Annotated in this window: 22 protein-coding genes and 1 other annotated feature; of the genes, 3 read left to right on the plus strand and 19 right to left on the minus strand. The window is 40.5% G+C overall.

Translation table 11 applies throughout. The features are described from left to right. Positions 1-12 precede the first annotated feature (12 nt). Both sdhA and ABD006_RS03090 read right to left on the minus strand, forming a co-directional pair. Complete coding sequence (gene sdhA, locus ABD006_RS03085) at positions 13-1,767, minus strand: succinate dehydrogenase flavoprotein subunit (protein WP_343837398.1); 1,755 nt, start codon at positions 1,765-1,767, stop codon at positions 13-15. Between the two features lie 34 nt (positions 1,768-1,801). Next, positions 1,802-2,416, minus strand: coding sequence for a succinate dehydrogenase cytochrome b558 subunit (locus ABD006_RS03090; RefSeq protein WP_343837400.1), 615 nt, complete (start codon positions 2,414-2,416; stop codon positions 1,802-1,804). 598 nt (positions 2,417-3,014) lie between these two features. Between ABD006_RS03090 and ABD006_RS03095 the strand changes: the two genes are divergently transcribed. After that, a complete protein-coding gene (locus ABD006_RS03095; protein ID WP_343837403.1) occupies positions 3,015-3,452 on the plus strand; it encodes a DUF2507 domain-containing protein in 438 nt (145 codons plus the stop codon). 112 nt (positions 3,453-3,564) lie between these two features. Here ABD006_RS03095 and rpsN read toward each other — a convergent pair whose 3' ends face one another. The 13 genes from rpsN to zapA all read right to left on the minus strand — a co-directional run bounded on the left by rpsN (position 3,565) and on the right by zapA (position 17,256). Continuing rightward, on the minus strand, positions 3,565-3,834 hold the full coding sequence (gene rpsN / locus ABD006_RS03100; RefSeq protein WP_343837406.1) for a 30S ribosomal protein S14: 270 nt from the start codon (positions 3,832-3,834) through the stop codon (positions 3,565-3,567). Positions 3,835-4,052: 218 nt separating this feature from the next. Next, positions 4,053-5,846, minus strand: a complete 1,794-nt coding sequence (gene uvrC / locus ABD006_RS03105) for an excinuclease ABC subunit UvrC (RefSeq protein WP_343837408.1) — start codon at positions 5,844-5,846, stop codon at positions 4,053-4,055. A gap of 176 nt (positions 5,847-6,022) precedes the next feature. After that, positions 6,023-6,340: a thioredoxin gene (gene trxA, locus ABD006_RS03110; RefSeq protein WP_044158457.1), complete on the minus strand. Its 318-nt coding sequence runs from the start codon at positions 6,338-6,340 to the stop codon at positions 6,023-6,025. Positions 6,341-6,558: 218 nt separating this feature from the next. Continuing rightward, positions 6,559-7,539: an electron transfer flavoprotein subunit alpha/FixB family protein gene (locus ABD006_RS03115; protein WP_343837412.1), complete on the minus strand. Its 981-nt coding sequence runs from the start codon at positions 7,537-7,539 to the stop codon at positions 6,559-6,561. A 41-nt stretch (positions 7,540-7,580) separates the two neighbouring features. Next, positions 7,581-8,354, minus strand: a complete 774-nt coding sequence (locus tag ABD006_RS03120) for an electron transfer flavoprotein subunit beta/FixA family protein (RefSeq protein WP_343837414.1) — start codon at positions 8,352-8,354, stop codon at positions 7,581-7,583. Between the two features lie 21 nt (positions 8,355-8,375). Continuing rightward, on the minus strand, positions 8,376-9,146 hold the full coding sequence (locus ABD006_RS03125) for an enoyl-CoA hydratase (protein ID WP_425542178.1): 771 nt from the start codon (positions 9,144-9,146) through the stop codon (positions 8,376-8,378). A gap of 18 nt (positions 9,147-9,164) precedes the next feature. Then, the gene (fadR, locus tag ABD006_RS03130; protein ID WP_343837418.1) at positions 9,165-9,746 is read right to left on the minus strand and encodes a fatty acid metabolism transcriptional regulator FadR; all 582 of its coding nucleotides are present in this window, start codon (positions 9,744-9,746) and stop codon (positions 9,165-9,167) included. 172 nt (positions 9,747-9,918) lie between these two features. Continuing rightward, positions 9,919-11,634 (minus strand): long-chain-fatty-acid--CoA ligase, encoded by a 1,716-nt coding sequence (locus ABD006_RS03135; protein ID WP_343837420.1) that lies wholly within the window; start codon positions 11,632-11,634, stop codon positions 9,919-9,921. 233 nt (positions 11,635-11,867) lie between these two features. Beyond that, positions 11,868-12,269 carry a DUF350 domain-containing protein gene (locus ABD006_RS03140; protein ID WP_343837422.1) on the minus strand — a complete coding sequence of 134 codons (402 nt, stop codon included), beginning with the start codon at positions 12,267-12,269 and terminating at the stop codon, positions 11,868-11,870. Between the two features lie 24 nt (positions 12,270-12,293). Then, positions 12,294-14,645 (minus strand): endonuclease MutS2, encoded by a 2,352-nt coding sequence (locus ABD006_RS03145; protein WP_343837424.1) that lies wholly within the window; start codon positions 14,643-14,645, stop codon positions 12,294-12,296. Between the two features lie 8 nt (positions 14,646-14,653). Beyond that, positions 14,654-16,384: a DNA polymerase/3'-5' exonuclease PolX gene (polX, locus tag ABD006_RS03150; protein WP_343837428.1), complete on the minus strand. Its 1,731-nt coding sequence runs from the start codon at positions 16,382-16,384 to the stop codon at positions 14,654-14,656. 61 nt (positions 16,385-16,445) lie between these two features. After that, positions 16,446-16,991: a CvpA family protein gene (locus ABD006_RS03155; RefSeq protein ID WP_343837430.1), complete on the minus strand. Its 546-nt coding sequence runs from the start codon at positions 16,989-16,991 to the stop codon at positions 16,446-16,448. After that, on the minus strand, positions 16,984-17,256 hold the full coding sequence (gene zapA / locus ABD006_RS03160) for a cell division protein ZapA (RefSeq protein WP_044158476.1): 273 nt from the start codon (positions 17,254-17,256) through the stop codon (positions 16,984-16,986). Before zapA ends, ABD006_RS03155 begins: the two co-directional genes overlap by 8 nt. Before the next feature lie 283 nt (positions 17,257-17,539). Here zapA and rnhC point away from each other — a divergent pair, with 283 nt between their 5' ends. Continuing rightward, positions 17,540-18,487, plus strand: a complete 948-nt coding sequence (gene rnhC, locus ABD006_RS03165) for a ribonuclease HIII (protein WP_343837434.1) — start codon at positions 17,540-17,542, stop codon at positions 18,485-18,487. Between the two features lie 806 nt (positions 18,488-19,293). Here the strand turns inward: rnhC and pheT are convergent. The 3 genes from pheT to ABD006_RS03180 all read right to left on the minus strand — a co-directional run bounded on the left by pheT (position 19,294) and on the right by ABD006_RS03180 (position 24,030). Further along, positions 19,294-21,726: a phenylalanine--tRNA ligase subunit beta gene (pheT, locus tag ABD006_RS03170; protein WP_343837437.1), complete on the minus strand. Its 2,433-nt coding sequence runs from the start codon at positions 21,724-21,726 to the stop codon at positions 19,294-19,296. A 15-nt stretch (positions 21,727-21,741) separates the two neighbouring features. Next, positions 21,742-22,776 (minus strand): phenylalanine--tRNA ligase subunit alpha, encoded by a 1,035-nt coding sequence (gene pheS, locus ABD006_RS03175; protein WP_343837439.1) that lies wholly within the window; start codon positions 22,774-22,776, stop codon positions 21,742-21,744. Between the two features lie 223 nt (positions 22,777-22,999). Continuing rightward, positions 23,000-23,236: a binding site (T-box leader), on the minus strand. Between the two features lie 50 nt (positions 23,237-23,286). Beyond that, a complete protein-coding gene (locus tag ABD006_RS03180; RefSeq protein ID WP_343837441.1) occupies positions 23,287-24,030 on the minus strand; it encodes a TrmH family RNA methyltransferase in 744 nt (247 codons plus the stop codon). Between the two features lie 119 nt (positions 24,031-24,149). Here ABD006_RS03180 and sspI point away from each other — a divergent pair, with 119 nt between their 5' ends. Further along, on the plus strand, positions 24,150-24,362 hold the full coding sequence (gene sspI, locus ABD006_RS03185) for a small acid-soluble spore protein SspI (protein WP_343837444.1): 213 nt from the start codon (positions 24,150-24,152) through the stop codon (positions 24,360-24,362). A 260-nt stretch (positions 24,363-24,622) separates the two neighbouring features. On the opposite strand, the gene ABD006_RS03190 is transcribed toward sspI, so the two are convergent. Continuing rightward, a complete protein-coding gene (locus ABD006_RS03190; RefSeq protein ID WP_343837446.1) occupies positions 24,623-24,964 on the minus strand; it encodes a hypothetical protein in 342 nt (113 codons plus the stop codon). Between the last annotated feature and the right edge of the window lie 39 nt (positions 24,965-25,003).

Below are 25,003 nucleotides of genomic sequence, written 5' to 3' on the forward strand. Positions count from 1 at the left end.
CCTAACTTATGCTTAATGTTTTTTCGTATAGTCTCTCTTTCTTGGCTCGATGAAGGAAACATCAACATCTTCATAATATAAGTCAGGTTGATTGTTTTCCGCATCATATTTTGCCATGGTGGTTTTCAGGAATTCCTCGTCATTACGCTCAGGGAATTCAGGCTTATAGTGTGCCCCACGGCTTTCATTACGATGATAGGCACCCTGTGTAATCACTCGGGCCAGCTGCAGCATGTTCTTAAGCTGTCTGGTAAACATTGCACCCTGGTTGCTCCAACGGGATGTATCATTGATATTAATATTCTCATAGCGTTCCAGCAATTCCTGGATTTTTTCATCTGTTTCTAACAGTTTTTTATTTTCACGAACAACCGTAACATTATCCGTCATCCATTCACCCAGCTCTTTATGAATCTGATAGGCATTTTCATTACCGCTGTTCATTCCCATAATTTTTTCAAAGTTCTCTTCCTCTTCTTTTACCTTCTGTTCAAAGAATTGAGAAGAAATTTCGTCTGCTGTCTTATCCAGACCTTCAGTGTATTCCACAGCATTTGGACCGGCAACAAGTCCACCATAAATAGATGATAACAGGGAATTTGCACCAAGACGGTTGGCTCCATGCTGAGTAAAGTCACATTCACCTGCAGCAAATACACCAGGGATATTCGTCATTTGGTTGTTGTCAACCCACAGACCACCCATAGAGTAATGAACAGCAGGAAAAATCTTCATTGGAACTTTTCTTGGATCGTCACCAACAAACTTCTCATAAATTTCAATGATTCCACCAAGCTTAACATCTAATTCCTTAGGATCCTTATGAGACAGATCCAGATAAACCATATTTTCCCCATTAATACCGAGCTTCTGGTTTACACATACATCAAAAATCTCACGGGTAGCGATATCACGAGGAACCAGGTTACCATAAGCAGGGTATTTTTCTTCTAAGAAATACCAAGGTTTTCCGTCTTTATAAGTCCAGACACGTCCACCTTCACCTCTTGCGGATTCACTCATGAGTCGTAATTTATCATCACCAGGAATAGCTGTTGGATGAATTTGAATAAACTCTCCATTTGCATAAATCGCACCCTGCTGATATAGAGCAGAAGCAGCTGAACCAGTATTAATAATAGAATTGGTAGATTTACCAAAGATAATTCCCGGTCCGCCAGTAGCCATAATGACGGCATCACCTTTGAAGGCTTTAATTTCATGGGAATGTAAGTCCTGGCCAATCACACCTCGGGCTACGCCTTCATCATCAACCATAGCTGATAAGAATTCCCAATTTTCATGCTTTGTTACTAAACCGTTTACTTCATGACGGCGAACCTGCTCATCTAACGCATAAAGCAGCTGCTGACCTGTGGTTGCTCCAGCAAAAGCTGTACGGTGATGCTGAGTTCCACCGAAACGACGGAAATCAAGCAATCCTTCTGATGTACGGTTAAACATAACTCCCATACGATCAAACATATGAATAATTCCTGGCGCGGCCTCACACATCGCTTTAACAGGAGTCTGGTTTGCTAAAAAGTCGCCACCATATACGGTATCGTCAAAATGAATCCAAGGAGAATCGCCTTCCCCCTTTGTATCAACGGCACCATTGATTCCACCTTGTGCACATACAGAGTGGGAGCGTTTCACGGGTACAAGTGAAAGGAGGTCAACGTGTACACCAGCTTCTGCTGCCTTTACTGTTGCCATTAGTCCAGCTAGTCCGCCGCCAACAACAACGATATTACGGTTACTCATAAAATTCACTCCCTGTTCAATAAAGATTCTTTCCTTAACTTACGAAAGCAAATAATGTACTTACACCAACATAGGATAAAGCTACGAATATAATCATGGTCACGTATGTAACAATACGCTGTGAACGTGGTGTAATGGTAAGTCCCCAGCTTACAAAGAAGGACCATAAACCATTAGCAAAATGGAATACTGCTGAAATTACACCAATAATATAGAACCAGAACATGAAAGGATGATCCAATATATTAACCATCATGTCAAAGTTAACTTCGGTACCATAAATCGCATGCGCAATTCTGGTTTCCCAAACATGCCATACAATAAAGATTAAAGTAATAATCCCGGTTATACGCTGTAAATAAAACATCCAGTTACGAAAATATCCATACCTTGATACGTTGTTTTTTGCTGTAAAAGCAATATAGACACCGTAAACCGCATGGAAAATGAGCGGAAGGTAAATAACGAAAATTTCCAGAACAAGAACAAATGGAAGGTTTCCCATAATTCCAGCTGCTGTGTTAAAGGATTCAGGACCCCATCTGGCAAACTGGTTTACCATTAAATGCTGAACCAAAAATAAACCTATTGGGATAACCCCTAATAATGAATGTAGTCTCCGATTAAAAAACTCACGATCCTGCGCCATCTTAACCCCCCTCAATTGATGAAAGTATTGTTTGGATCAAAAATAGTAAGTAAAGCGCTTTTATTTTTCCAAAAAAAATATATTTTCTGGAAAGTCCCCCTTCTCGCTTTAAAAAATCCTTTCATAACATTTAATATTTTACTCCTACCCATTCATAGCGTCAAGGAAACTTCTGGGTAAAGTCAAATTTATTCTAATTTTCCAGCAAATTTTATAAAGTGAAACTTCCATCAGTGGGAGTTTTCTCCATCCCCCACTGATTTGGCCGGCTGCGGCTCCCAGGTCAAGGCGGATATAAGCCAAAGCCATTCCGTGGCCAAACCCATGCCACTCCATGTCTTCGTCTTATCCCGCATGACCTAACCGGTCGCCTCCGCTTTTCTTGTTAGTTGAACTTATCAGAAATTTACTGGCCGTTTATCCCCCACTTAGTCTTGTTGGGTTACGCTCAAGTCTTGAAGTGGGGGTATTACGGCCAGTTAAAGCGTGATTAATTTCCGGAAATCCTTTCCATAATTGTAATGTTTTTTTACGAAAATATAAGTATTGCAATATTCATGAATCCCTATGATAATGATAATAGAAAGGGATGAGCACAGTGGGAAAAGAGAAATCTTTACTTCAAAATGAAAGCCTCAGAGACATCCAAATTCCCGCACTTGGGTTTGAAATGATGAGGCAGCTTACCATACCTGAAGTTTTAGGCGAGGATACCAGTTTTGTATTGTATTATTTGGGGAAAAAGTTAGCCAGACAATATCCATTACAGAAAATAGAGGATATTCAGGTCTTTTTTCATAATGCAGGTTTTGGTCACTTAAATCTGGTGAAGCAAAAGAAGAAAAAGCTGGAATTTGAATTGACAGGACCATTAATTGAAGAGCGCTTTTCCTATGAGGAGCCTGTTTCCTATCGGTTAGAAGCCGGGTTTATTGCCCAGCAGCTATCCTTAATCTTTAATGATGAAATCGAGTGTATTGATGAAGAAAACAGACGAAAGAAGCTGATTTCTTTTTATGCTGTTGAAACGATATGAAGTGAACCTTCACTAAGTGGGATTTTTCGGACGCTTTCACCTGAATAAAAAATCCATTTTAAAAGGCTGATTCAAATGGAACCATTGAATCAGCCTTTTTCCGCCTAAAGATTTACCAGCTTGCTTTTCTTACACCAGGAACCTGTCCTTTATGAGCATATTCCCTGAAAGCTATACGCGACATACCAAACTTTCTCATATAGCCTTTAGGACGACCGGTGACTTCACAACGACGATTGACACGTGTTGGGGAAGAATCCCTCGGAAGCTTACGCAGTGCCTCATAATCCCCCTTAGCTTTCAACTCTCTTCTAAGGTCAGCATATTTTTGCACCATCTCTTCCCGTTTCTTTTCCTTAACAATCTTTGACTTTTTAGCCAATCAGGTTACCTCCTTTATATTTAATCATTACCTGCAGTGAACTCATAAAAAAAGATCTATGCTATTTCATATAAATGCTTCATGAAGGAATACTTATTTATTTTATCGTAATCATTACGATTTGTAAATGGTAATGATTACATTTTACGAGTAATGTCCGCATCTTATACCAAGAAAAAAGTATCCGATCAAGCGGATACTGGAAATAAATTCATATATTATTCTGTTGAGTCTGCTTCTCCCGCCTGCAGTGCATCCAGAATTTTTTCTGCAACAGGGTGAGGTATCCCTAATTTTGTTAATTCCTCAATGTCTGCCTGACTTATATCATCAATAGACTTAAAATGACGGAGCAACAGGCGCTTTCTCTTTTGTCCAACTCCTTCTACTTCATCCAATTTGGATTGGAAAGAGCTCTTTCCTCTTAATTGACGGTGGAACGAAATGGCAAATCGATGTACCTCATCCTGAATTCTTTGTATTAAATAAAACGGCTGAGATTTTCTGTCCATATTCACGACTTCAGGAGGATCTCCATACAACAGCTCACTCGTACGATGTTTTTCATCCTTGGCAAGCCCGCATAAAGGTATATCCAGACCAAGCTCATTCTCCAGAACATCGAGAGCAGCACTCATTTGCCCTTTACCCCCGTCAATCAGAATTAAGTCCGGTAAGGGGAGATTTTCCTTTAAAACCCGTTTATATCTTCTTCTCACAACTTCTCGCATCGTATCGTAATCGTCAGGACCCTCTACTTCCTTAATCTTATATTTCCGGTAGTTCTTCTTGCTGGGGCGGCCGTCGATAAAGACAACCATAGCTGATACAGGGTCTGTCCCTTGGATATTGGAATTATCAAATGCTTCAATTCGATGGGGAGTTTCTATATTTAACAGCTCGCTAAGTCCTTCCACCGCCTTAATCGTTCTCTCTTCGTCCTGTTCAATAATAGAAAATTTCTCTTTCAAGGCAATTTTGGCATTTTGCATACTTAATTCTACAAGTTCTTTTTTTCTTCCGCGCATTGGAATTTTTACATGAATCTTCAGCAAATCTTCCAGTAATTCTCTATTCGTCCCAAGCGGAACAAGAATTTCCTTAGGCTTTGGATGATTCTGGTGAAGATAAAAACGGCCAATATAGCTCAAAAAAGTATCCTCAGGGTCATCAAAAAACGGGAATAAGGCTACGTCCCGCTCGATTAACTTCCCCTGCCGAATAAAGAATACCTGTATACACATCCATCCCTTATCATAATCATAACCAAAGATGTCCCGGTCCTGCTTATCATTAAGCGTCATTTTCTGCTGCTCCATAACAGCCTCAATATGCTCAATTAAATCCCTGTATTCCTTAGCTCTTTCAAATTCAAGGCTTTCTGAGGCTTCCTGCATTTTATTTTGAAGATCCTTCTTAATTTCACCATGTCCTCCACCCAGGAATCTGGTTATGCTCCGGACAATTTCTTCATTGGTTTCATCTGATACATGGAATTCACAAGGGCCTAAACATTGATGGATGTGATAATAAAGACATACCCGATCCGGCATTTTATTGCATTTTCGTAAAGGGTAGAGTCGATCCAGCAGCTTTTTTGTTTCACGGGCAGCGGAAACGTTTGGATAAGGGCCAAAATACTTCCCTTTGTCCTTTTTCACCTGTCGTGTAATTATAAGTCTTGGCTGTTTTTCAGCTGTTATTTTTAGGTAAGGATAGCTTTTATCATCCTTTAAAAGTACATTATACTTGGGATCATATTTTTTGATTAAATTCATTTCAAGGATAAGTGCTTCAATTTCTGATGACGTTACAATATAATCAAAATGGTCAATTTCCTGAACAAGCCGTTGGGTCTTCGTATCATGAGCCCCGGTAAAATAGGAACGAACACGATTTTTAAGCTTTTTGGATTTCCCAACATAGATAACTTCTTCATTCTTATTTTTCATTAAATAACACCCTGGCTGATCAGGGAGAACCGCTAATTTATCCTGAATGGCTTTATTCATTTTCGTACACTCCTAATCATTCACTACAGTTCCTATTATATTCTAATGGGAGATGTTTGAAAAATAACCTACTCATTCATACTCTGGAATACACATTAATATACTATAAAGCCGCCAAAACAAAATCCCCTGTCATTCACAAAAATGACAAGGGACAGTTCTCTGTTTATATCAGATTAAGATGCATGTTTATTTACAAGTTCAACTAGTGCTTCTTTAGGTTGATAGCCTACAACCTGGTCAACAACTTCTCCATCTTTAAAAAGAAGCAAAGTAGGAATACTCATTACTCCATATTTCTGAGCAGTTTCCTGGTTTTCATCTACATCTAATTTTACGATTTTTACTTTTTCAGACATTTCACTGTCCAATTCCTCCAAGACAGGTGCAATCATTTTGCAAGGTCCGCACCAGGTTGCCCAAAAATCTGCGAGTACGAGCCCTTCTGAAGTTTCCTGACCGAAGCTCTGGTCATTTGCATGTGCAATTGCCATTTTTCATTCCTCCTAGTGAAGCTTATTTCATTCATTTGTAAGTATATCACCTAGTAACTAATCATTGCCAATGGTTTGTTTGTTATTACTATTTCCATAAAAATATTGCTCATACACCTTTTTATGACAGCTGTTTTTCTGTTTTTCCATTGTTTTTTGTCAGGTAAAAATCATATTACAATGCCAGAAACCTTTAAGAAAGGCTCCTGGCATACAAATTATGCATTCACTTTTAGATTTTTGATTTCCTCTGTTAATTTAGGAACCACATCGAACAGATCGCCTACGATTCCATAGTCAGCTACGTTAAAAATGTTGGCTTCCGGATCCTTGTTAATCGCTACAATAACTTTGGAGTTGGACATCCCGGCCAGATGCTGAATAGCTCCGGAAATTCCACATGCGATATATAAATCCGGGGTTACAACTTTTCCTGTCTGACCAATTTGCAGGGAGTAATCACAATAATCTGCATCACATGCACCACGAGAAGCACCTACTGCACCGCCCAGTACATCTGCAAGCTCCTGCAGCGGTTCAAAGCCTTCTTTACTTTTTACGCCACGTCCACCTGATACAACTACTTTGGCCTCAGAAAGGTCGACTCCATCTGTCGTTTTACGCAACACTTCTTTTATTACAGTACGGAGATCTTTAATTTCCACGTCCTTGCTTGACACATCTCCGCTTCTGCTGTCATCCCGGTCAAGCGCTGCAATATTATTAGGACGGATGGTAGCAAAAATCATACCATCTGTCACAATTTTCTTCTCAAAAGCCTTCCCTGAATAAATAGGTCTGGTAAAAACAACATTATCCCCAGTTACTTCGATATCTGTTACATCTGATACTAAACCGCTTTCAAGCTTGCTTGCCAACTTTGGTGTTAAATCCTTTCCTGCAGATGTATGACCCATTACAATACCATCTGGATTCTCGTCGTCAATGACTGCCAAAGCAGCCTGGGCATATCCTTCAGAAGTATACGTTTCTAATTTTTCATCTTGCACCGTTACAGCACGATCTGCACCATGGTAAATCATTTCATTCGCAGCTTCATCTAAACCATCTTTGCCAAAAACAGCGGCTGTAATTTCACCGTCTTCACTGATTTTACGGGCGAATGCAATCGCTTCAAACGAAACATTACGAAGCTCACCATCACGAACTTCACCAAATACAAGGATATTTTTACTCATTATTTATTCCCCTTTCCGAAGATGTTCAGTTTTCAATTCTCTTATATCACTTTCGCGTCATTACTTAACAGATCTACTAATTCTTTCACCTGGTCATCTATTTCACCCTCAAGTATTCTGCCTGCTTCCTTTTCAGGAGGGAGAAATACTTCAATAGTTTTTGTTTTCGCTTCTACATCATCTTCATCCAGGTCTAAATCATCAAGCTCCAATTCCTCTAAAGGCTTTTTCTTTGCTTTCATAATACCAGGCAGAGATGGGTATCGTGGTTCATTTAACCCCTGCTGGCAGGTGACAAGCAATGGAACCGGTGCATCTACTTTTTCCACATCTCCTTCAACATCCCGTTCTATATGAGCGGTTTCTCCGTCAATTTCCAGATTTGTAATCGTTGTCACATATGGGATATCCAAACGTTCTGCTAAGCGTGGGCCAACCTGACCACTTGCCTGATCGATAGCGACATTACCGGCAAGTATAATGTCAGCATCTTTGTCATCAAAAAATGCTTCCAGAACCTTAACTGTTGTGTACTGGTCACTTTCCTCAACATCTTCTTCTGTATTAATAAGAACAGCTTTATCTGCGCCCATAGCAAGTGCAGTACGCAGCTGCTTTTCTGCATCTTCGCCACCAATCGTTACTACGGTGACTTCTCCATCATGTTCATCACGCAGCTGGATGGCCTCTTCAATGGCATACTCATCATAAGGATTGATAATGTATTCAGCACCTTCATCATCGATTCGTCCATCCTCAATAATGATTTTCTCTTCTGTGTCAAAAGTTCTTTTCATTAATACATAAATGTTCATATGATTACCTCCTCTAATCTATTAATCTTTAAAATTGGGCTTCCTTTTTTCAATAAAGGCCTGAATTCCTTCTTGAGCATCATCTGTTCCGAAAATCTGTCCAAATTGCTTCGCTTCTTCTTCAACCCCTCCCTGAAATTGAGAGGTATGTGCGTAAGGTAATAATTTCATGACAGCCTGAACAGATGGCCTACTTTTGTCTACCATTCTATTAACCAGGTTCTCTGTATATGACTCTAATTCCTCTTCAGAAACCGCATCATTGGCCAGCTGCCACTGAACCGCTTCTTCGCCACTAATTGGTGTACCTGTTAAAATCATTTCATAAGCTTTAGGTAAACCAACATAGCGTGGTAAGCGCTGGGTTCCTGCAAAACCAGGAATAATGCCAAGCGTTGTTTCCGGCAGCCCTAATTTTGCATTTTTCGTAACAACCCGGAGATGACAGGCCATGGCTAATTCCAGACCTCCCCCTAAGGCTGCCCCATGAATCGAGGCAATAACCGGAACGTGAAAGTGTTCAATTCGATGAAAGATACTTTGACCATTTCTGGCTAATGAAGCATGGTCCTCTGCTGTTTTTACTTGTGTAAATTCTTTAATGTCAGCACCTGCAGAAAAGAATTTCCCTTCCCCACGAATGATAACTGCCTTTACTTTTGGATCTTCCTCAATCTGATCCAAAGTCTGTGACAGCTCCTCCAAAAGCTTTGAGGAAAGGGCATTTGCAGGTGGACTATTAAAGGTAATAAATCCTTTATTCCCATCTTTCTGATAAGATAAATAATCCACCATTTCCGCCCCCTCTTGCTATTTTTTTAATCCATTCGTAATTAGATAGTGTACAGCATCTGCCTGTGAAATAAGATCATATTTCTCTTCCTTCATCACCCAATTCGTAACAACCTCGTCTAATGTGCCAAAAATCATCTGGCGTACGAGCTTAATATTTAATTCGGGATGAAAGAGGCCTTCTTCAATGCCTTCTTTAAGTATTTCGTCAATGACAGCCAGATATCCTTTTAAAACTTCATTAATTTTCTGACGAAGGTCTTTATTGGATTGCCTTAGCTCCAGCTGCGTTACAACAGCCAGATGATAATTATTAGCTAAGCGGCTGAAATGCATTTCAATAAGGGTACGAAGCTTTTCATCAGCATTAGACTTTTGCTCCGTATCCTCTTTAATCCTTTCAATGAAATTTCCCATTTTCTCCTGAAACAAGGAAACCAAAATATCTTCCTTGTTTCGAAAATATAAGTAGATTGTTCCATCGGCTACTCCTGCTTTTTTAGCGATTTTGGAAACCTGTGAAGCATGATAGCCATTTTCAGCTATAACTTCTACTGCTGCATCAATGATTTGTTTGTACTTTGGTTTGTTTTTTTTCATAATGTTCTCCTTCATTTAAGAAAAGTGCATGTGATTTCAACGTAATATTACTAGAATTACAAACACTTTTCAAAAAACTGAATGAATAGTCATTCATTTTAACTACATTTTAATTGCATTTGATTTCCATGTCAATAATAAGGGGAATATTTCTGTAAAGGTATGGTTCATTCTAAATGGACTGTTGTTTTTCCTGCTTTGCTTTTGCTTTATCTTCTTCAACTAATTGTCTCCTTAAGATTTTTCCAACTGCAGTTTTTGGCAATTCATCCCTGAACTCATATATTCGCGGCACTTTATAGGCAGCAAGGTTTTTCCGGCAGAACTTATCCAATTCCTCTTCGGTTACCCCGCTTCCTTCTTTTATGACAACATAAGCTTTTACCGTTTCTCCCCGGTATGGATCAGGAATCCCTGCAACGGTAGCTTCCTGTACGGCTTCATGTTCATATAACACTTCCTCAACCTCACGTGGATAAATGTTATAACCGCCCGCGATAATCATATCCTTCTTACGGTCAACGATATAGAAAAAGCCTTCTTCATCCATATAGCCCATATCTCCAGTGAACAGCCAGCCATCCTTTAATACCTGATTGGTTTCTTCCGGACGATTCCAATAGCCCTTCATAACCTGAGGACCTTTTACAGCCAGTTCGCCAACTTCATTTATCTTCATTTCTTCCATATTGTCTGCACTGTCAAAAATTTTCGCATCCGTATCAGGCCACGGGAGTCCAATACTTCCATTGACACGCTTATCCCAAAGAAGATTTGCGTGAGTAACAGGGGAGGATTCCGTTAACCCATAGCCTTCTACCAGTTTTCCGCCTGTTTCTTTTTCAAATTGCTCCTGTACTTCTACAGGTAAAGGGGCTGAACCACTAATGCAGGCTTTGATCGATGATACATCATAATCCTTAAGCTTGGGATGATTCAACAGACCAATGTATATGGTTGGCGCACCTGGAAACAAGGTTGGTTTTTCTTTTTCAATCGTCTTCAAAATTTCCTCAGCTTTAAATTGCGGGATTAAAATCATTTTTGTTGCCATCATGATGGATAAGTTCATAACGGCAGTCATCCCGTAGACATGGAAAAATGGAAGCACGCCCAGGGTTATATCTTCACCCTCCTTAATTTTATACATCCATTGCTGTGACATTTGTGTATTAGCAACTAAATTAAAGTGGGTAAGCATTACACCTTTAGGATATCCGGTGGTTCCTCCAGTATATTGGAGCAGGGCAATATCCTCTTTTGGATCTATCTCCACTTTTTTGACATCGCGTCCTGCCTCTTTTAATATATTTCCCCATTGATGTACATGACCTCCATAGCTGTTATGAGCAGGCTTTTCAAATTTTCCATACTCTTTTTTCTGGATAAATGGATAAGCCATGTTCTTAGGAAATGGAAGATAGTCTTTTATTCCTGTTACAATGATATGCTCTACATCTGTTTTATCCTTCACCTTTTTTACTCTTGGGAACAGAACGTCCAGACAGATAATCATCTTGGCTCCGGAATCTTTTAACTGGTATTCGAGCTCTCTTTCCGTATAAAGCGGATTCGTCTGAACAACAATTGCTCCGGCCATCATCGCTGCATAATAGCCAATGACTGACTGGGGTGTATTCGGCAGCATAATGGCTACACGATCCCCTTTTTGTAACCCTAATCCCTGTAAATAATTCGCTGTTTTTTCTGTCTGAAACAATAGCTGATGGAAGGTTAATTCTTTCCCCATAAAATGAAGCGCTTGCAGATTTGGGTACTTTTCCGTGGTGTTCTGAAGAAATTCATGGAGTGGTTTTTCGTCATAATCAATAGATGGAGCTATTTCCTCCGGATAATGCTGATACCATAACTTAGTATCCTTCCCCATTTAAAAACCTCCTTTTTTAATCTCCAACTCCTATTATATACAAATTGCAAGATAATTTAAAATATTTTCATTAAAAAAGAGATACACAAACCCGCGTTTGGTATCTCATCTCCTTATACCTATTTTTAACTGACAGATCTTTAGGCAGTTACGAGGTATACAACACCTACTGCAAGAAAGATTATCCCCACAATCATTAATACGATGGCTAATTGTTTCATCCTTGCCTCTCCTTAAATGATATTTGCTCCCACAACAAAAGATAAACCGACTGATATAATTAGGGAAATAAATCCGACGGCCCGATTGTCATTTTTAATTTCTTCATCGATTTTAAATGTTGGGGTTAAAAACTCATAAATAAAATATCCGATTAATAGCAGAACAAAACCGTAGATTCCCCAGCCGATACTTTCAGCCAGGGAGTCATTATGTTCAATTGAAAAGCGAAAGATATTTACAATCCCGAACATCTTCCCTCCAGTTGCCATGGCAACCGAAAAATTCCCTTGTTTGATTTCTTTCCAGTTATTATATTGGGTTACTAACTCAAAAACAGCCATGAAAACAATTAAACATAGTATGACTACACTGTAGCTGGCTGCTGTTTCCACTAATGGATTTTCCCAAAACATAATAGGTGTCCTCCTCATCCCTCGCTATCCAAGTTCCAGCACGGTAACACCTGATCCACCTTCACTCATTCCGCCTAAACGCTGGTCTGTAATGGATGGATGGCGTTCTGCAAATTTCTGTACACCCTTACGTAAGGCACCTGTCCCTTTACCATGAATAATGGAAACCCGGGGATAGCCTGCCAGCAAGGCGTTATCTACATATTTCTCTAATTCCTGTAAGGCATCCTCATAGCGTTTTCCGCGTAAATCAAGCTCTGTTTTTACGTGGTAGGTTCGGCCCTTCACACTGGTTGTCGGCTTTTCCTCTTTAGGTGGCTCCGGACGTTTAATGAACACAAGGTTCTCCCGTTTTGCCTTCACCTTCATCATTCCAAGCTGAACCTGATATTCCTTTTCACTGATCTTTTCAACAATGGATCCCTGCTGGTTCAAGGATTTAACCTTTACCTCATCTCCCGGCTCAAGCTCTTTCGTATCCTTCTGTTCGATTTCCTGCTTCTGATGACTGCCTGTTAAATTCACATTCGCTTCTGATAGCTGCTTTTTCGCATCAATTAATTCATGCTCTTTAATTTCAGCACTGTTTTTCATATTTTGTAATTTATCTATGATTTCTTCGGCTTCTTTTCTTGCCCTCTTTACTTCCTTTTCTGCTTTTTGTTCCGCCTTTTCCAGGAGCTTTTCTTTTCGCTGTTCAAATTGACGCCATTTTTCTTCTAACTCTTTTCTGAGCTGATAGGATTCTTTCAGGATTTCTTCTGCCTGTTCATAGTCTTCATCCGCTTTTTTACGAGCTTCTTCAAGTGAGGCAATCATATTTTCCACACTCTGTGAATCCTGTCCAGTCAGAGATTTAGCCTGGTTAATGACCTTTTCTTCTAAACCAAGTCGTCTGGAAATTTCAAACGCATTGCTTCGTCCTGGAACACCTAATAATAATCGGTAGGTAGGACGCAGGGTTTTTACATCAAATTCGACAGACGCATTCATAACTCCTTCCCGATTAAATCCGTACGCCTTTAATTCAGGATAGTGAGTAGTTGCTATGACTCTTGCTCTTCTGGAGATTACTTCATCTAAAATAGCCATTGCCAGTCCCGCCCCTTCCTGCGGGTCAGTCCCGGCTCCAAGCTCATCAAACAGGACAAGAGTCTTTTCATGCACACCTTTTAGTATCTCAACAATATTGGTCATATGAGAGGAGAAGGTACTTAAGCTCTGCTCTATGGATTGTTCATCGCCGATATCCGCAAATACATCATCAAACACAGCCAATTCACAGCCATCTAAAGCAGGGACCTGTAAACCCGATTGAGCCATAAGGGTACATAGGCCAATCATTTTTAAAGTAACGGTTTTTCCTCCCGTATTAGGGCCTGTAATAACTATGGAGGTGTATTCCTTGCCAATTTCCACATCATTTGGAACAACTTCATCCGAATCAATGAGGGGATGGCGTGCCTGCCTCATTTTTATATAACCCTGATCATTCATCGCGGGTTTAGCCGCATCCATTTCTTTACTGAACTTCGCCTTTGCTGCCAGGAAGTCCATTTTCTGTAAAACCTCGGTATTCTGTAAGATAAATCCCTGGTCCTCTGCAATCTGAGCTGATAATTCCTGGAGAATCTTTTCAATTTCCTGTTTCTCTTCCACCTTTGCCGCCTGCAATTTATTATTTGATTCTACGACTGATTGCGGTTCAATAAATAAAGTTGCACCGGAAGATGACTGGTCGTGGACAATGCCGCCAAATGAACCCCGATATTCCTGTTTAACCGGCAGCACATAACGATCATTACGAATCGTAACGATAGCATCTGACAGCATCTTACTTTTTGATTTTGTATATTGTTCCAGGCGGTCTCTGACACTGTTTTCATGAGAGCGGATTTTGGAGCGGATTGACCGCAGCTTTTCACTTGCTCCATCCATGACATGGCCATGATCATCAATACAGGACTTAATATTTCGCTCCAGTTCGTTCAAAACAACAATCTGCTCTGTTCGTTCTCTAAGAATTGGGAGGGCAAGCTCCTCCTCTTCAATATCTGCTATAAATTGCTTAAGGATTTTGCCGGCTCTCATCGTACTGGCGACATCCAGACATTCAAAAGCTGTTAGAATACCCCCGATATTTGCCCGTTTCACATGGGGGCGGATATCAAAAATTCCACCCAGGGGGATTTGCCCTTTCAGCCGTAAAACCTGTCTGGCTTCATCTGTTTCCTCCTGCCATCTTTGAGCCTCCGGGAGTTGATTCGACGGGTAAAGCTTCGATGCCTCTTCTTTTCCCAGGGACGATCCGGCAAAGCCTATGAGCTGCTCTTTGATTTTATCGAACTCAAGTGTTTTCAAGACTCTTTCATTCATGTTGCCATTTACTCCTTTAACGTTTTTCCGTCCGAAAGAAATTGAGCTAATTCTTCCGTTGACCATGTATTTAATACCGTTTCCGGCTTTAGTTTTCCTTTTCTTGCAAAGCTTACTCCAATCGACATATCCTCAAGCATAGTATAGCTGTGGGCATCTGTATTAATTGCAATACGGACACCCTCCTCCTGTGCTTTCATCAGCCAGTTCCAGGCCAGATCAAGCCGGTTGGGATTCGCGTTTAATTCCAAAGCTGTATTTGTCTTTTTTGCATATTGAATAAGCTCTTCATAGTCTACTTCATATCCGGACCTTTTGCCAATCAATCTACCTGTTGGGTGGGCAATTATATTTACATAAGGGCAATCCATGGCATTTTTCAGTCGCTGCATAATTCTGTCTTTGGATTGTGTGAAGCTCGAGTGAATGGAAGCAATAACAAAATCCATTTCTTTCAGGAAATCCTCGGAAAAATCCAATGTCCCGTCCGGCAAAATATCCATTTCGATCCCTGCGAACACATGAATATCATCATATTTTTCATTCACACGATTGATTTCCTCTCTTTGTTTCCGCAGCCGTTCTTCGTTTAGTCCATTTGCAACTCGCAAATATTTTGAGTGGTCGGTAATAGCAATATAGGAATACTCCTTTTCTCTCGCCCTGATTACCATTTCCTCCAGGGACTGGGCACCGTCGCTCCAGGTTGTGTGCATATGCAAATCCCCCTGGATATCATCCTGGGAAATCAGGGTAAGAGGCGCACGGGCTTCTTCAATTTCACCGGTATTCTCACGAAGCTCCGGGGGTATGAATTCCAGACCAAAATGATGGAAGAATTCCTCTTCACTATCGAAGGTGATAATCTCACCTGTTTCAACATTCTCCACGCCATATTCATTGATTTTTTCATTTTGTTCCTTAGCTAACTGACGCATGGAAACATTATGATCCTTAGAACCGGTGAAATGGTGCAGAGTGGTTGCAAATTCCTGAGGTTCAACAAGTCTGAAATCTACAGATACCTCATAGCCCTCATTTAAAATGACGGTTATCTTTGTTGTACCCGCAGCCTCCACATGCTCAATATGATCCAGCTTTAGCAGCTGTTCCTTCACTTTTTCAGGATGATTTGTTGCGATGATAAAGTCTAAATCTTTAATGGTTTCTTTATATCTGCGAATACTGCCGGCTCGTGAAAATTGAATGATATGCCCGAAAGACGCCAGCTCGTCCTCTATCCTTTCCACAATAGGAAGCATAAACACGATCGGTAATCTTTCAGGTCTTTTGGAGTGATCCTCCAAAGCCTTCAGTATTTTTTCTGCCGTTTTCTTTCCAAACCCACTTAGTCCTTCTACTTTTCCACTCTCACATGCTTCTTTTAAGGATGGGGCATCGACAACGTCCAGCTCCTGATACAGCTTGGCAAGCTTTTTGCCTCCAAGCCCTTGTAAATCCAAAAGCGGAATAAGGCCAGGAGGAACATCCGCTTCAAGCTGCCTCAATGTTTCAGATTGACCATTTTCAACGAACTCCTGAATAACTGCAGCCGTTCCCTTGCCAATCCCTTTCATTTTTGTAAAATCATCTATTTCTGATAGGGAACGATCGTCTGATTCTAAAGCCTGTGCCGCTTTTCGATAGGCTGAAATTTTAAACGGATTTTCTGCTTTTAATTCAAGATACACAGCAATCTTTTCAAGCAATTGAATAACCTGTTTTTTATTCACATTCATTTTTATCACCTACTTTTATCGTGTCCAGTAAAGAAAAAACTTCTCTCAAATTAGGAGAAGTTTAGAAAGCCTCAGAGATATGGTTATCCCATAAATTCGTAATCTGCTCAGAGAATAACGGTGTATGTTCGATCATAAATTGAGCAATAGATGAATCACCCACATATTGCTGAATAAAATCAATGGGAATAAGTGCTGAAAAATAAAGAAGTATAAACAAAATAAAATACGTCTCGAAAAATCCCAGTACAGCTCCCAGAAGGCCATTAACACTATGTAAAATAGGGAGTTCGGCTATGAAATCGAGCATATTTGCGATAATCTGTAAAACAATTTTTACAATAAAAAACAAAATAACAAAGGCTATTCCATTATAAAAGGCTGTTTCCAAAGGCATATTGTCAAAAAATGCCCCGAAGCCCTCCTGTCCAAAATCAGGATAAGGAATCCACATTGTAAGAATTGGTGCCAGTTCGTCATAGTATAGTGCAGCGATGATAAAGGCTATAATAAAACCGGTCAGATGCATCACCTGCATGATAAATCCCCGTTTGAGGCCTACAAGTAATCCAACCAGCAAAACAGCCAGAAGTATGATGTCAACCATTTTTTCTCCGTTCCCCTCTTCTCGTTTGCTCCGTTAGCAATCGATATTCCTCTTGTAATTGTATGTATTCATTCATCGTATTTACCGCCGTTAACACAGCCAGTTTTGCTGTATCCAGCCGCGGATTGTTTTCCTGAATTTCCTTCATTTTCTGATCAACTAAATCTGCTACATGCTCTATGTGATGAGGAGGTTCATCACCAACAATTGTATATTTTCTATTAAGAATGTATACGGTTGTTCTATTCTGATCTGAATGAGACACTTACAAAGCCCCCTTATATAACATCCTAAAAATTATATTAACACGAATTTTCATAGATGGAAATCAAACAATAAAAGAATATGCAGAATGATTTCATTTGATATACTATAGTGAGACTTCAATCAAGGGGAACCCTTGATTGATAGCGAAACTTATCAGGGCATTACGAACTGTTTCTCCTCCCTATTGCCTTCGAGGAGAAATACAGTTCGTTTTAACGTGATATAGTGAGACTTCAACAAGGGAAGTTACCCCTGACTGATAGCGAAAGGAGATTCAATATATGTCACAAAGTGTAATAAAAGCTTCCAAAGAGGTTTTAAAGAAAATGGAAGAATATTATAAAGGTCAGTTAAAGTCCAATCCCCCTGTACATACCCTTTTTGCTGCCAAAGTAAACGGATGTTCCATCACTGCATACAAATCCGGAAAAGTTTTATTTCAAGGGAAAAGCCATGAATCTGAGGCTATGAAATGGGGGCATTCCCCTGATAAAAATCAGCACAGCCAGAATCAATCCCATGCAACGCCCCCTTCATTTGTGAATCAGAGTCACATCGGCTCAGATGAAGCAGGCTCAGGTGACTTCTTTGGTCCATTAACAGCGGCTGCGGCTTATGTAGCCGAGTCAAAAATCCCCTTATTAAAGGAATTAGGGGTTAAGGATTCAAAGGCCATGTCCGATGATAAAATTCAGGAGATTGCCAAACAAATCAAATTAGCTGAAATCCCTTATAGTTTAATGGTCTTACATAACGAGAAATATAACCGTCTGCAGCAAAAGGGATGGACGCAGGGGAAAATGAAGGCTATGCTTCACTACCATGCAATCATGAAGGTTAAAGATAGAACAGGTACAAACTCCCTGGATGGAATCCTCGTTGACCAGTTTTGCCAGCCAAGCGTGTTTGAACGCCATTTAAAGTCTGAACAAAAACGTATGCCTGACAAAATTCATTTTATTACCAAAGCTGAAAGTCATTCCATCGCAGTCGCAGCCGCATCGATTATTGCCCGTGCCAAGTTTGTAAAGGAAATGGATCGTCTATCCGGTGAAGTCGGTTTCCAGCTTCAAAAAGGAGCCAGTAAAAAAGTAGATGAGCAGGCGGCGAAAATCATACGAAGTCGAGGAAAACAGGCTCTTGATCAATATTCCAAAGTTCACTTTTCCAATTATCAAAAAGCAGAACAAATACTGAAACTAAAAAATGAACAAAGAAAAAGGAAGTGAACTGTTAAGACTATTGAAAGAAACCCCATGACAGCTGCTTTGCAGACAAGTCTATGGGGTCTATTCATCAGTCAGAATTAATCTCCTGCAAACATTCTTCAGTGAATTTTAAAGCATATATCATCTTTGGGTTACTTGTATATCATGCGATAATAATAATTTGTCATAAGAATAACAAACAGATGATAAATGTGATGATATCCTTTATCTTTGATTAATTGAAACATGTGAAATTGCTTCATCCCGTAATCCAGGACTTTTAAAGCAAAGAAGGATGATAAATAGCCTGTTAATGTCCCTTTAAAGAACTTAATGAATACAGAACAAATAAAGGAAAGAATCATTGAATATAAGGGTTCCACTTTGAAGTGTTTATGCCATGTAAAGGCTTTTCCCAGTAACAGCGGTAAATGGGATATAAACCACCTGTGAGAGAATTCCGCCTAAAACATTGTCATGATAGGGATTCTTTAAAAGTTTCGGTTTATATTGATAAGCTCTCAAATAATTTAAGATCAAAAATTCAAATAAACAGGCTAAACCAGCACTGGAAAGCAGGAGAATAAAAAGTTGCTTTTTGTTCTTATATTTGTAGAAGCTAAAGAATAACTGAATGAAATGTATCGTTACTAAAATATGATAAGGCACAGCATTCCGACTCATGCTCCGTTTCATATCCACCATCGTTTCTTTATATGTTTTATATGTAGGATAGTATCTGACGAATGAAGTGAATTTATGAGCTATCAAAAAAATGGTCCTGTTAAGGGATATCTCCCCCTTAACAGGACCATTCTCAATTATGACTAACCTCTCAGTTCTGCCTGGAAGCTATTTTCAACGGCATCAACAATTTGTTTTCGCGCTTTCTCTACTTGTTCATCTTTCAGGGTAGCCTCCGGGTCCTGGAACCTTACGTTAAAGGCAATGGATTTCTTTCCTTCTTCCATATGTTCACCCTGATAAATATCAAATACCTGAATATCCTTCAAATATGGCTGACCAGCCTGTTCAATGACATCCATCATATGTCTTGCAAGTGTATCTTCATCAACAACAAAAGCCAGATCCTGTGTAACGGATGGATAACGTGGAATAGGCTCATAGGATTCTTCATTCTCCATGGTGATTTCTAATAACCGATCAGCATCCAGATCAAAAACATACGTGTCTGTCAGGTCCATCTCTTTTTGCACAGCAGGGTGAATCTGACCAATAAAGCCGACATGTTCACCGTTAACCGATATCGCCGCAGTTCTTCCCGGATGCATCTCCTCCATTTTCAGAGGTTCAAATGAAGCATTCTGAATATGAAGGGTGTCCAGCAATCCTTCTGCTACACCTTTCAGCACATAAAAGTCTACCGCTTTGACTTCTTTTTGCCATTGCTGGTTTACCCATGTACCGGTAATGGCAGCACTCAGACGAAGCTGTTCATCTGGCTGCTTTGAAAGGTTTTCTTCTGTATTCACATAAATGGCTCCTAATTCATAAAGGGCCACATCCTGCTGACGTCGAGCTAAATTATATTGAAGACTTGATAACAGCTCAGGCAAAATACTTAACCGTAGATGGCTATGGGCTTCACTCATTGGCATCGCCAGCTTCACAGCTTTTGGCTCTTGTGCACGAATGGTTTGATCCATAAATTTAGCTGTGTTTTCTTCCCGTGTTAAGGAATAGGTCATGGCTTCATTTAATCCGGCACTTTGCATGTAGCGATGTATACTACGTTTCAATTTCTGCTTTTTCGTTAGGCCGCCTGCATTTGACGCTCCTTCAGGGAGTGTATAAGGAAGATTATCATAGCCATAAATCCGGGCAATTTCCTCCAGCATATCTTCAACAATCTGAATGTCTCCACGTCTTGATGGTGCGTAAACCGTAAAATGGGCATCCTTTTCTTCAAATGAAAAACGCAAACGATGCAGGATATGCTTCATCTCATCCACTGAAATATCCGTTCCAAGCCGGCTATTGATGGTTTCTGCATCAAATTCAACAATGGATTGTTCAATTTTCTGCTCATCAAACTCTGCGATGCCTGATAAAACTTCTCCGCCAGCATATTGCTCCATCAGCTGACACGCACGAAGTCCTGCTTCTTTTACACGTTCAGGGTCTACCCCGCGTTCAAATCGAATACTTGATTCACTGCGAAGACCATGATCTTTAGAAGATTTTCGTACAGTTAGTGGGTTGAAGTAAGCCGCTTCTACTAAGACTGTAGTGGTGTCATCCTTCACCTCAGAATCAGCACCGCCCATAACACCGGCAAGGGCCATTCCTTCCTTACCATTTGTAATAAGAAGGTGGTCCTCCTGTAAATCCCGCTCTTCACCATCCAGGGTAGTCATGGTTTCTCCTTTACGTGCTCTTCTGACAACTACTTCACTGGAATTGAAGCGGTCCAAATCAAAAGCGTGCAGCGGCTGCCCGTATTCCATCAATACATAGTTAGTAATATCGACTACGTTATTTATCGGACGGATTCCTGCAGCGATCAGGCGATTTCTCATCCATAATGGAGAAGGCCCAATCTGTATATTTTTGACTACATAGGCCCCATAGTAAGGGTTCAAATCAGGGTCCTCAACCTTCACCTGTACATAGTCAGCAGCACTTTCATCCGTTCGCTCTGCTTTCACGTCCGGCAGATGCAGATCTTTATCTAAAATGGCTGCCACTTCATAAGCCATCCCAATCATGCTGAAGCTGTCTGCCCGATTCGGTGTAATATCTAAGTCTAAAATGGTATCGTTTAGATTAAGCAAATCAACAGCATCACTACCTGTTTCCGCATCTTCAGGAAGGACAAAAATACCATCCTCAAATTCTTTTTGAACAAATTTCTGCTCGACTCCAAGCTCCTGCAGGGAACAAATCATACCATTGGATACTTCTCCACGAAGCTTCGTCTTTTTAATTTTCATGCCGCCTGGAAGTCTCGCACCTGGCTTGGCAACGACTACTTTCTGGCCTGCCGCAACATTCGGTGCACCACAGATGATTTGTAATTCTTCTTCGCCAACATCGACCTGGCACACATTGAGTTTATCTGCATCGGGATGCTGTTCACATGATTTCACATACCCAACAACGATATTTTTTAACCCTTCCCCAAGCTTTTCAACACCATCGACTTCAATTCCGCCTTTGGTAATTTTCTCAGCCAGGTCGTCCGGAGATATATCATCAAGATCTACATATTGTTTTAACCAATTTAATGATAAAAGCATTTTCCATTTCCTCCTTTATGCTTGATGGAATTGTTTTAAGAAACGAACATCATTGGTATAGAAATGTCTGATATCCTCAATTCCATATTTCAACATGGCAATTCGCTCAGGTCCCATTCCGAATGCAAATCCGGAATACTTCTCAGGATCGAAACCAGCCATACGTAAAACATTTGGATGAACCATACCTGCTCCTAAAATTTCAATCCATCCGGAATGCTTACAGACTGAGCATCCCTCTCCATGGCACATTTTACAGGAAATGTCCATCTCTACAGATGGTTCTGTGAAAGGGAAAAAGCTAGGACGCAGACGAATTTCGCGGTTCTGGCCAAACACCTGCTTAGCAAAGGAATTTAGAACACCCTTCAAGTCACTCATTCGGACATTTTCATCCACATACAAACCTTCAATTTGTGTAAATTGGTGGGAATGGGTAGCATCATCCGTATCCCGTCGATAAACCTTACCAGGGCAAATAATCTTAACGGGTCCTCTGCCTTCATGCTTCTCCATTGTTCTGGCCTGAACAGGGGACGTATGGGTGCGCATTAACAGCTCCTCAGTAATGTAGAAGGAGTCCTGCATATCACGGGCCGGATGTCCTTTAGGCAGATTAAGCGCCTCAAAGTTATAATAATCCTGTTCAACTTCAGGGCCTTCTGCTACTTCAAAGCCCATTCCAATAAACAAATCCTCAATATCCTCAATCAGCTTTGTCAGAAGATGAGGGCCTCCTGTAGGCTGGGAATAGCCTGGCAGGGTAACATCGATGGATTCCTCTGCTAACTGCGCTTCAAGTGCCTTCTGTTCCAACTGCTCCTGTTTTGTATCTAATTCCTTGGAGATGACTTCACGAACCTCATTTGCCAGCTGACCAATCACCGGTCGCTCTTCTTTCGGCAGCTTTCCCATTCCTCGTAGTACCTCAGTGATTGGGCCCTTCTTTCCCAGATAGGAAACGCGGACTTCCTGCAGCTGTCTGGTATCGCCAGCTTCAGCAATCTTCGTTAAAGCCTCCTGTTTTAGTTCCTCAAGACGTTCTTTCATTTTCCATCCTCCTTTATTTGCTTTAAACAATGAGACGGTGAACAAAGGCGGAAGCGCCCGTTTAGCGACGTACGGACTGGACTGAGCCGTAGGAGATAAAGGAAACACGACGAACTTTGTGAGTCGATGTTGACTTATCGTACGGAGGTGAAGGAAGTCTCGCTAGTCGCTGGGCGCTGGAGCCGGACGTGGCCAGCGCATTAAAAAAAGCCCCACCCCTTTAAAAAGGGACGAGACTCTACATTCCGTGTTACCACCCTCGTTGACATACGTATTCTGTATGCCCACTTCATTTTCATAACGGATAAACCGGTACACCTTTACTTGCATCAAGCAAGGTCCTGGTGTCAGCTCCAGAGCGAAATTTCAATCATGAGGCGGCAAAAATGCTTTCAGTCTGTGGCATTTCTCCCTGTCTGCCGCTTAGTCATCATTTACTGGACTCTTTCCACGCTTTTTCTCATCTTTAGTTATGATGATATTATAGAAAATCAGCAAAAAAATTGCAAGTTAGAGTTGAATTTTGTACATCATAATTCCTGCAGCAATACTAACATTTAAAGATTCGGCTTCACCTTTAATCGGAATGTAGACGCTTTGATCCGCCTTTTCCAACAAGCTCGCCTGTACCCCATTCCCTTCATTGCCCAGTATCACTGCCACCTTTTCCGGTACGGACTGCTCTTCTATCGACACGGCATTCCGTAATGCTGTAGCCCAGATCGAAAATCCATCTTCTTTTAAAGCATCCATTTCTGAATACAAGTCCTTAAACAAAATAGGAAGATGAAAAAACGAACCCTGGGTGGAACGTATAACCTTATCATTGAACAGATCCACACAGCCTCTCCCTAAAATAATTCCATCGAATCCCAGGGCATCTGCCGTTCGAATCATCGTACCCAGATTGCCTGGATCCTGTATCGCATCCAGCAGCACAAGCTTTCGGGCGTTCTCAGGTACCTTGGATTGCTTCATTTCCACTTCTGCCATAATTCCCTGTGGGGTTTCAGTGCTTGTCAGGGTTGTAAATACTTTTTCACTTACTTCTGTAACAGGAATAGCCTCAGTCTGAAGCAAAGAACGCTCATAATCGTTTTTGATAATGATTTCCTTAACTGTCCAATCGCTGTTTATAGCCTCTTCCAGCAAATGCTCCCCTTCAATTAAAAAAGAACCGTTTTTCATGCGATCCTTTTTTCTTTTCAATTTGTTCCAGTACTTCACCTTTTTATTTTGTAAAGAATCAATCATTGAATTTTTCACCTGCATCTTCAGTACTTTTGCATACGAATCCCCTTTATCATACATACTTTACTAATAAAAGGTCAAACTAAGGTTATCAAAGCTGAAAAAAATGAGGTGACTACGAAATGGATTTAGATTTGCGAAAAGCTGTCCTTCACAACATTTCAGGTAACAGTGCTGATGATTTAGAGGCAACCATTGTTGATGCCATCCAGGGAGGAGAGGAAAAGACCCTTCCAGGCCTGGGCGTCATTTTTGAGGTATACTGGAAAAATGCCGATGAATCGGAAAAAGAGGATGTTTTGCAGGTAATTGAAGATGGGTTGAAAAATCAATAAAAGTAAATTTTATCTTAATGAAACCTCGTTTCGTAATAAGTTGTCGCTTTAATTATGATGTATGTCGTGCCATAAATATTAGTATGACCTAAAATGAGCGTTCGGGCGGCTGGTGAGTCTCCTCATGCTATCGCACTGAGGGTCTCACCTTGCTAGGCCTTCCTCCCACGACGAACAGGACGTTCTAGTGTCGGTGTTTGGGCTTATAAAAAGAAGTATGTGCATGAAAGCTGAACACATACTTCTTTAATTTGCTTATTTTATTTTTCTTCGTTTTCCGGCTGTTTTGTAAAATACGATTGTACTTCTTCCTGCTTGGTTAACAACTGAATTCTCAGCACTTTTATCTGATTACTGCGTTCATCTGTCTGTACATAGGCCTGATTTCTATCATGCTCAAGTTCATTTAAAATAGAGAGTTCAGACAATAACAAACTGACTTGATCTCTTTCCTTAAAACGCTCCCACCAGTTTAAAGCCCCGAAAATGACAATTAAAAATAAAATCGGATCAGGCGAAATAAAAATAACAGGTAACAGAATAAGCAGGCCAATCAGCCAGATTTTCGTTGATAAAACCGTTACAATACGTCCTCCATCCAAACAGGAAATAAGGTGAATAAATTAATAAGTGCTCCTAAT

This window comes from Salinibacillus aidingensis, from assembly GCF_039522525.1.
In the GTDB taxonomy this organism is placed as follows: Bacteria; Bacillota; Bacilli; order Bacillales; family Alkalibacillaceae; genus Salinibacillus; species Salinibacillus aidingensis.

What these genes read in the sequence shown, in the direction of transcription:
- ABD006_RS03180 (WP_343837441.1), bottom strand. Translation starts at nt 24,030, where the DNA reads ATGATTGATTCTTTACAAAATAAAAAGGTGAAGTACTGGAACAAATTG.
- trxA (WP_044158457.1), bottom strand. Translation starts at nt 6,340, where the DNA reads ATGGCAATTGCACATGCAAATGACCAGAGCTTCGGTCAGGAAACTTCA.
- sdhA (WP_343837398.1), bottom strand. Translation starts at nt 1,767, where the DNA reads ATGAGTAACCGTAATATCGTTGTTGTTGGCGGCGGACTAGCTGGACTA.
- ABD006_RS03120 (WP_343837414.1), bottom strand. Translation starts at nt 8,354, where the DNA reads ATGAACATTTATGTATTAATGAAAAGAACTTTTGACACAGAAGAGAAA.
- ABD006_RS03115 (WP_343837412.1), bottom strand. Translation starts at nt 7,539, where the DNA reads ATGAGTAAAAATATCCTTGTATTTGGTGAAGTTCGTGATGGTGAGCTT.
- pheT (WP_343837437.1), bottom strand. Translation starts at nt 21,726, where the DNA reads ATGCTTTTATCATTAAATTGGTTAAAACAATATGTAGATCTTGATGAT.
- uvrC (WP_343837408.1), bottom strand. Translation starts at nt 5,846, where the DNA reads ATGAATAAAGCCATTCAGGATAAATTAGCGGTTCTCCCTGATCAGCCA.
- ABD006_RS03155 (WP_343837430.1), bottom strand. Translation starts at nt 16,991, where the DNA reads ATGGTTGACATCATACTTCTGGCTGTTTTGCTGGTTGGATTACTTGTA.
- ABD006_RS03145 (WP_343837424.1), bottom strand. Translation starts at nt 14,645, where the DNA reads ATGAATGAAAGAGTCTTGAAAACACTTGAGTTCGATAAAATCAAAGAG.
- fadR (WP_343837418.1), bottom strand. Translation starts at nt 9,746, where the DNA reads ATGAAAAAAAACAAACCAAAGTACAAACAAATCATTGATGCAGCAGTA.
- ABD006_RS03135 (WP_343837420.1), bottom strand. Translation starts at nt 11,634, where the DNA reads ATGGGGAAGGATACTAAGTTATGGTATCAGCATTATCCGGAGGAAATA.
- pheS (WP_343837439.1), bottom strand. Translation starts at nt 22,776, where the DNA reads ATGAAAGAACGTCTTGAGGAACTAAAACAGGAGGCTTTAACGAAGATT.
- rnhC (WP_343837434.1), top strand. Translation starts at nt 17,540, where the DNA reads ATGTCACAAAGTGTAATAAAAGCTTCCAAAGAGGTTTTAAAGAAAATG.
- ABD006_RS03090 (WP_343837400.1), bottom strand. Translation starts at nt 2,416, where the DNA reads ATGGCGCAGGATCGTGAGTTTTTTAATCGGAGACTACATTCATTATTA.
- polX (WP_343837428.1), bottom strand. Translation starts at nt 16,384, where the DNA reads ATGAATGTGAATAAAAAACAGGTTATTCAATTGCTTGAAAAGATTGCT.
- sspI (WP_343837444.1), top strand. Translation starts at nt 24,150, where the DNA reads ATGGATTTAGATTTGCGAAAAGCTGTCCTTCACAACATTTCAGGTAAC.
- ABD006_RS03140 (WP_343837422.1), bottom strand. Translation starts at nt 12,269, where the DNA reads ATGTTTTGGGAAAATCCATTAGTGGAAACAGCAGCCAGCTACAGTGTA.